Below are 5,874 nucleotides of genomic sequence, written 5' to 3' on the forward strand. Positions count from 1 at the left end.
GGACACTAATCTGAGTGTTTAAAGTTTATATTTAATTTTACAAAAGCAACCTCCTTTTCTTTTCGAAAGGGAGGTTTTTCTTTTACGGCTAAAATAGTACTTTTTTACAGGGTGGTTCCCTTGGTATACTTTACTAAAGGCATAAATGGGAGCGGTATATGAAACTTACAAAGATATTGGCGATTGGGATTGTTGTTAGTGGTGTAGTTATCCTGGGGATTGGGTTGTTTCAGTTATGGGACATTGAACACCAGGAGCAGATTTCCGTTGAAGCAGCAAAAGAGCTGGTCGAGGAAAATAAACCGAAGGTAAAAAAGGAAGAATTTAAGCCCGAAACGGGAGAAGCTTCTGGATTGCTGGTAATTCCAAAAATCAATGCGGAATTGGCAATAGTAGAAGGAACGGATGCTGACGACCTTGAGAAAGGAGTTGGCCACTATAAAGGCTCATATTATCCTGAGGAGAATGGATAAATCGTCCTTTCTGGCCATCGTGATACAGTCTTTCGCAAGGCAGGAGATTTGGTGATTGGCGATCAATTGACGATGAAAATGCCTTATGGTGATTATACATACGAGATAACCGGCACGAAAATTGTCAGCGCAGATGATACCAGTATCATAACCCTCCAGAATTCCGAAGAAGAGCTCGTTTTGACAACATGCTATCCATTCAGCTATGTAGGTGATGCCCCCGACCGGTATATTATTTATGCGAAAAGGACATCGGATGATCATTGAATCAGAAATACTGTGAAAAGTAAGCCAGGACCAATAGTCCTAGCTTGATTTTCTTTTTCACTAGTAAATAAGCTCGCCTCCTTAGAAAACGCTTTCATACTATAGATTCATTTTTCTGTATTTAACAAAAAACTTACATTCACTTCATGAAAAGGCGTAATTATCCATGTTATATTTCACTTGGCGGAAGACTATGAATTCCGACAAAATTATAGGAGGAATATACATGGGGAATATAAAGCGTAAAATTTTTTCCTGGCTGACAGCAGTTATTTTACTAGTAAGCTATGCGATACCGTTTTCTGGTCAAGCATCCGCTGAAACCGTTATGACTGTCCAGCAGGCAATCGAGAATAATAGAGGAACAGCTACAATTGAAGGTTACATAGTAGGGCACGCAAAAGGTACCAATCATATAATTATGAAGCGCCATTTGGAGACGATTATAATTTTTTAATGGCAGATACTGCTGGGGAAACCGATCCTGCAAAATTATTGCCGGTACAAATTAAACCTACCTTTAGAAGTGAATTTGGATTAAAGACTAATCCTGATATCGTTGGAAAAAAGGTACAGGTCACAGGTTTGCTTGAAGCCTATTTCACTGTTCCCGGCCTCAAATCTCCTACTTCTATCCAGTTCGCTGATGGCAGCGGCGAAAATCCAGGGGAACCTGGTGAGCCAGGCGAGCCAGAGCCGCCAGCAGTCACGGGTTTGAAAATCCATGATATCCAGGGTGATGGCCACGCTTCTCCATATAAGGATCAGCTGATAGCTCAAGTTGCGGGTATTGTAACAAAAGTTGAAGGAAACAATGCTTTCTTCATGCAGAATCCTGAAGATGATGGCAATCCTAATACATCCGAAGCAATCTATGTATATAAAAAGAGTCACGGCCTGACTGAAGGTGATCAAGTCGAAGTCGATGGCCTTGTGAAAGAATGGGTATTGGATGGTTACAGAGAAAAGCTGGAAACCGACCTTGCAATGACAGAGATCAATGCTACTGAAGTGACAAAACTTGCTTCAGGCGTCGAGCTTCCTGAGCCGATTGTCATTGGTCAGGACCGTATTGCACCAACCCAGGTAATCGACAATGACCAATTTGCTGTATTTGATCCTGCGGAGGATGGCATCGATTTTTATGAAAGCCTCGAAGGAATGAGAATCGGAGTAGAAAGCCCACAGGTAATTGGCCCTCAGAAGTATGGCGAAGTACCGGTCATCGCCAATAAGGTGGAAGGAAAAGTGTACAGCCCCCAAGGAGGCATCCTTCTGACTGAGGAAAGCTCTAATCCTGAAAGAATGTTCCTGCTCATTGATCGCGACTTTGTAGCTAAAGCAGGAGACCATTTTAATGGCCTGGTTACAGGTGTTGTTAGCTATAGCTTCTCCAACTATAAAATCCTCGTTGACCAGGAAACTCTTCCTGAGTTAGTTGAAAGAGAAATGATCGAGGATTATGCCACTTTTGAACAAAAAGAGAATAAACTAACGATTGCCAATTATAACATTGAAAATTTTTCAGCCGAAACTGATCAATCCAAGACAGCTAGAATAGCAGTTTCAATCATCAATAATTTGAAGAAGCCGGATATTATTGGTCTGGTAGAGGTACAGGATGATGATGGCCAGACTGCCAGCGGCTCTTCAGATGCATCTCAAAGCTACCAGGCTTTGATTGATGAAATTATTGCACAAGGCGGACCTGAATACAGCTGGACTGACATTGCTCCTCAGTACAATCAGGATGGTGGTGCGCCAGGAGGTAACATCAGGTTGGGTATTTATATAATCCTGAACGCGTACAGCTTAAAGAAGCTCCGAAAGGGACAGCTACAGACGCTGTTGCCTATGAAAATGGCGACCTAAGCTTGAATCCAGGAAGAATTGATCCACAGAATCCTATTTTCGATGATACTAGAAAGCCATTGGCTGCAGAGTTTGTCTTCAAAGGCCACGAAGTAATTGTCATTGCGAATCATTTTAACTCAAAAGGCGGAGATGATCCTTTATTCGGGGTTACCCAGCCGCCTGTACTCGATAGCGAAGTGCAAAGAATTGAGATTGCAAGATTGCTTAATGATTTTGTTGCCGGCATACATGAGGAAGATCCAAAGGCTAATGTTGTTGTTCTGGGCGATTTGAATGACTTCGAATTTTCCAAGTCAATTGAGGTTCTGGAAAACGGGCAATTGACTAATATGGTTGAGACTTTGCCGGAAGGCGAGAGGTTCACTTACAACTACCAGGGCAATTCACAGGTGTTGGATCATATCCTAGTATCTAATCATCTCGCTGATCAAACAGAGGCTGATATTATCAATATCAACTCCTTGTATATGGAAGAGCATGGACGAGCAAGTGACCATGATCCTGTAATGGTGCAAATTCATTTGAATAATGGGCAGAGGCAGTGTCCGGATTTCAGCGGCAACGGACCAGAAAAGCAGAATGAAGATAATGGCAAGCATTTAGGGCATGATAAAAAAGGTAAAGCCTGTGGTTATGACAAGGCTAGCTAAATCTAAGGAGGGATTGGAAATTTCCAATCTCTTCTTTTTTGTTTTCAAAAAGACTAAATATATTTATAATAAGGAAAAGAATGAATGTTCATTCAGTTTACGGGAGGTTTCAACATGAAAAAGATGGAGTATATTAATGAGATTGTAAGCTGGGAAGAGGAGTTTGAATTTTTTTATCAGGTGAAGGTTCGATTTTCAGAAACAGATATGTTTGGGCACTTAAATAACACAGTTCCGTTTACATATTTCGAACAGGCGAGGATTGAATATTTCAAGAGCCAGGGATTCATGCAGGATTGGGTCAAACCAGAGAATGAGACGATTCCGGTCGTTGCTGATCTGCAATGTGATTATTTAAGCCAGATTTTCTTTGATGAGGACCTGAAAATTTATGTGAAAGCCAACTTGATTGGGAATTCCTCGGTTGATCTTCACTACATGGCCAAAAAAGCAGATGGCTCGATATGCCTGACTGGAAGAGGAACGATCGTTCAAATTTCCAAGAGAACGGGCAAGGGAGTAGCCTGGACAGAGGATATGAGGAACTTGTTTTCAGAAAGCAAGAAATCAGTCGTTAAATAAGTTTTGTGTTAATTAATAAGGCTCTTTTCTCAAACTTTGTTGCTATTGAATACAAAATTGGAGTGAATCACCATATTCCTTCGTAAAGTTGACGCTTCTTATGAGAAAAGAGCATGCAAACTTAATACCGACCTGTAAAATGGGTATATATTACGTAAAATGGGCTTTAGGATTTTAACAACAATCTTTACGAAAAACTCCATTAATAAAAATTGGCATGAAGTCCCTTAATTATTGTCACTACACTTCTTTCCTTCACATATGATATTTTGACTAAATTTATACCCACCCCGCAGTTCACAGCTGGCGAAGGCAAGGAGGGTTACAATACTTGAAGGAAAATGAATATACTCACAAGCCATTACTCACTAAACGCGAAAGAGAAGTTTTCGAACTGTTAGTTCAAGACAAAACAACAAAAGAGATCGCTAGTGAATTATTTATCAGCGAAAAAACGGTTCGGAACCATATTTCAAACGCCATGCAAAAGCTTGGTGTAAAGGGGCGTTCCCAAGCTGTTGTAGAGCTCCTGCGTATGGGAGAGCTAGAACTTTAATCATGACCGGCCAACCTGGATGGGGGGGCCGGTTAAGATGTTTAAAGGGGTAAAACAGGCTCCACACGGAATTCTGTCTTGAAATTTTCTCGAAAAAAGTAGAAAATAAGGACAATAGGATAAAATTATCATCGGCTTGGAAACAAGTTTTACGGAAATAGATTTTTTAGGAGTTGTTACGGATGAAACTTGAAGGGGTAGAACAAAATCAGGGACTGGAGACGGTTGCTGATATCGAAAAGGATCTGCGGTACATATCTGGGATCATAAAGCAGAAGGGGCGCGAACTCCTTAGCAATTACACAATTACTCCTCCCCAGTTCATTGCCCTGCAATGGCTATTTGAAGACGGGGACATGACGATCGGGGAACTGTCGAATAAAATGTTCCTGGCATGCAGCACCACCACGGATCTTGTTGACAGGATGGAGAAAAACGAACTCGTTGTAAGAGTAAAGGATCCTAATGACAGGCGTGTAGTCCGCATCCATCTTCTGGATGAAGGTGAAAGGATCATCGATGAAGTGATCAAGAAACGCCAGTTGTACCTTCAAGAGGTATTGAAGGATTTTTCAGGTGAGGAAATATTATCTCTTAAAGAGGGATTAGCGAAATTACATCAAGAAATGCGTGGAGAATGAGGCGAGTTTTTGAATCGACCAATCGGAATCATTGATTCAGGAGTAGGCGGGTTAACCGTTGCCAAGGAAGTCATGAGACAACTTCCGTATGAACAGATCATCTATGTTGGTGATACGGCCCGTTGTCCATACGGACCTCGCCCTGTTGAGGAAGTGAAGAGATTCACCTGGCAAATGACCCGTTTCCTCCTGGAAAAGAATATTAAAATGCTTGTTATCGCGTGCAACACAGCGACTGCGGTGGTCCTTGACGAAATAAGGAATGAATTATCCATTCCAGTGTTAGGCGTCATCCAACCGGGCGCGAGGACAGCAATCAAGGTAACAGACAATTATAAAATTGGCATTATCGGAACCGAAGGAACCGTAAAAAGCCGAGCGTATGAGCATGCGCTGAAATCCATCAACCGGAAGACTGCCATTGAAGCACTCGCTTGCCCTAAATTCGTGCCGCTTGTAGAAAGTGGTGAATACGACGGACGGGTCGCGAAGAAGGTAGTGACTGAAACCCTGCAGCCATTAAAGGGGCAGGGACTTGATACATTGATCCTGGGCTGCACCCACTATCCTTTGCTCGAACCGCTTATTAAGGAAGTCATGGGTCCTGAGGTCAAGGTGATCAGTTCAGGCGAGGAAACAGCCCGAGAGGTAAGCACGATTCTCGGCCATAACGACATGTTTGCTGACAGGGAAGATCTTCCGGAGCATTTCTATTACATGACAGGCTCCAGAACGATTTTTTCCGCCATAGCATCCCAGTGGCTGGAAAGGCCGATAGAAAATGTTGAGAAAATTAAATTAGGTTGATAGGGCTTCCGGAGACGGAGAGC

General features: G+C 42.3%; 7 protein-coding genes and 1 pseudogene. All 8 read left to right on the top strand.

The features are described 5' to 3' along the window. The first annotated feature begins 158 nt into the window (after nt 1–158). Nucleotides 159–740 (top strand): annotated as a pseudogene (srtD, locus tag JCM21738_RS20680) (class D sortase, LPxTATN-specific). A gap of 226 nt (nt 741–966) precedes the next feature. Further along, nucleotides 967–1,197 (top strand): hypothetical protein, encoded by a 231-nt coding sequence (locus JCM21738_RS22805; protein ID WP_052019833.1) that lies wholly within the window; start codon nt 967–969, stop codon nt 1,195–1,197. Then, the gene (locus JCM21738_RS20685; protein WP_052019834.1) at nt 1,197–2,612 is read left to right on the top strand and encodes a DUF8508 domain-containing protein; all 1,416 of its coding nucleotides are present in this window, start codon (nt 1,197–1,199) and stop codon (nt 2,610–2,612) included. The genes JCM21738_RS22805 and JCM21738_RS20685 overlap by 1 nt, the downstream gene beginning before the upstream one ends. A 2-nt stretch (nt 2,613–2,614) precedes the next feature. Beyond that, complete coding sequence (locus tag JCM21738_RS22810; protein WP_052019836.1) at nt 2,615–3,265, top strand: endonuclease/exonuclease/phosphatase family protein; 651 nt, start codon at nt 2,615–2,617, stop codon at nt 3,263–3,265. A gap of 114 nt (nt 3,266–3,379) precedes the next feature. Beyond that, nucleotides 3,380–3,847, top strand: a complete 468-nt coding sequence (locus tag JCM21738_RS20690) for an acyl-CoA thioesterase (protein WP_023627087.1) — start codon at nt 3,380–3,382, stop codon at nt 3,845–3,847. Nucleotides 3,848–4,178: 331 nt separating this feature from the next. Then, on the top strand, nt 4,179–4,403 hold the full coding sequence (gerE, locus tag JCM21738_RS20695; RefSeq protein ID WP_019154738.1) for a spore germination transcription factor GerE: 225 nt from the start codon (nt 4,179–4,181) through the stop codon (nt 4,401–4,403). Between the two features lie 182 nt (nt 4,404–4,585). After that, the gene (locus tag JCM21738_RS20700; RefSeq protein WP_023627088.1) at nt 4,586–5,044 is read left to right on the top strand and encodes a MarR family winged helix-turn-helix transcriptional regulator; all 459 of its coding nucleotides are present in this window, start codon (nt 4,586–4,588) and stop codon (nt 5,042–5,044) included. 9 nt (nt 5,045–5,053) lie between these two features. Further along, nucleotides 5,054–5,851 carry a glutamate racemase gene (gene racE, locus JCM21738_RS20705; RefSeq protein WP_031308340.1) on the top strand — a complete coding sequence of 266 codons (798 nt, stop codon included), beginning with the start codon at nt 5,054–5,056 and terminating at the stop codon, nt 5,849–5,851. Nucleotides 5,852–5,874: the final 23 nt, after the last annotated feature.

The sequence above is a fragment of the Mesobacillus boroniphilus JCM 21738 genome (genome assembly GCF_000517385.1).
In the GTDB taxonomy this organism is placed as follows: domain Bacteria; phylum Bacillota; class Bacilli; order Bacillales; family Cytobacillaceae; genus Mesobacillus; species Mesobacillus boroniphilus.

Bases quoted from the DNA above. Each gene is read 5' to 3' on its own strand.
- JCM21738_RS20700 (WP_023627088.1), top strand. From the start codon at position 4,586: ATGAAACTTGAAGGGGTAGAACAAAATCAGGGACTGGAGACGGTTGCT.
- JCM21738_RS20690 (WP_023627087.1), top strand. From the start codon at position 3,380: ATGAAAAAGATGGAGTATATTAATGAGATTGTAAGCTGGGAAGAGGAG.
- JCM21738_RS20685 (WP_052019834.1), top strand. From the start codon at position 1,197: ATGGCAGATACTGCTGGGGAAACCGATCCTGCAAAATTATTGCCGGTA.
- JCM21738_RS22805 (WP_052019833.1), top strand. From the start codon at position 967: ATGGGGAATATAAAGCGTAAAATTTTTTCCTGGCTGACAGCAGTTATT.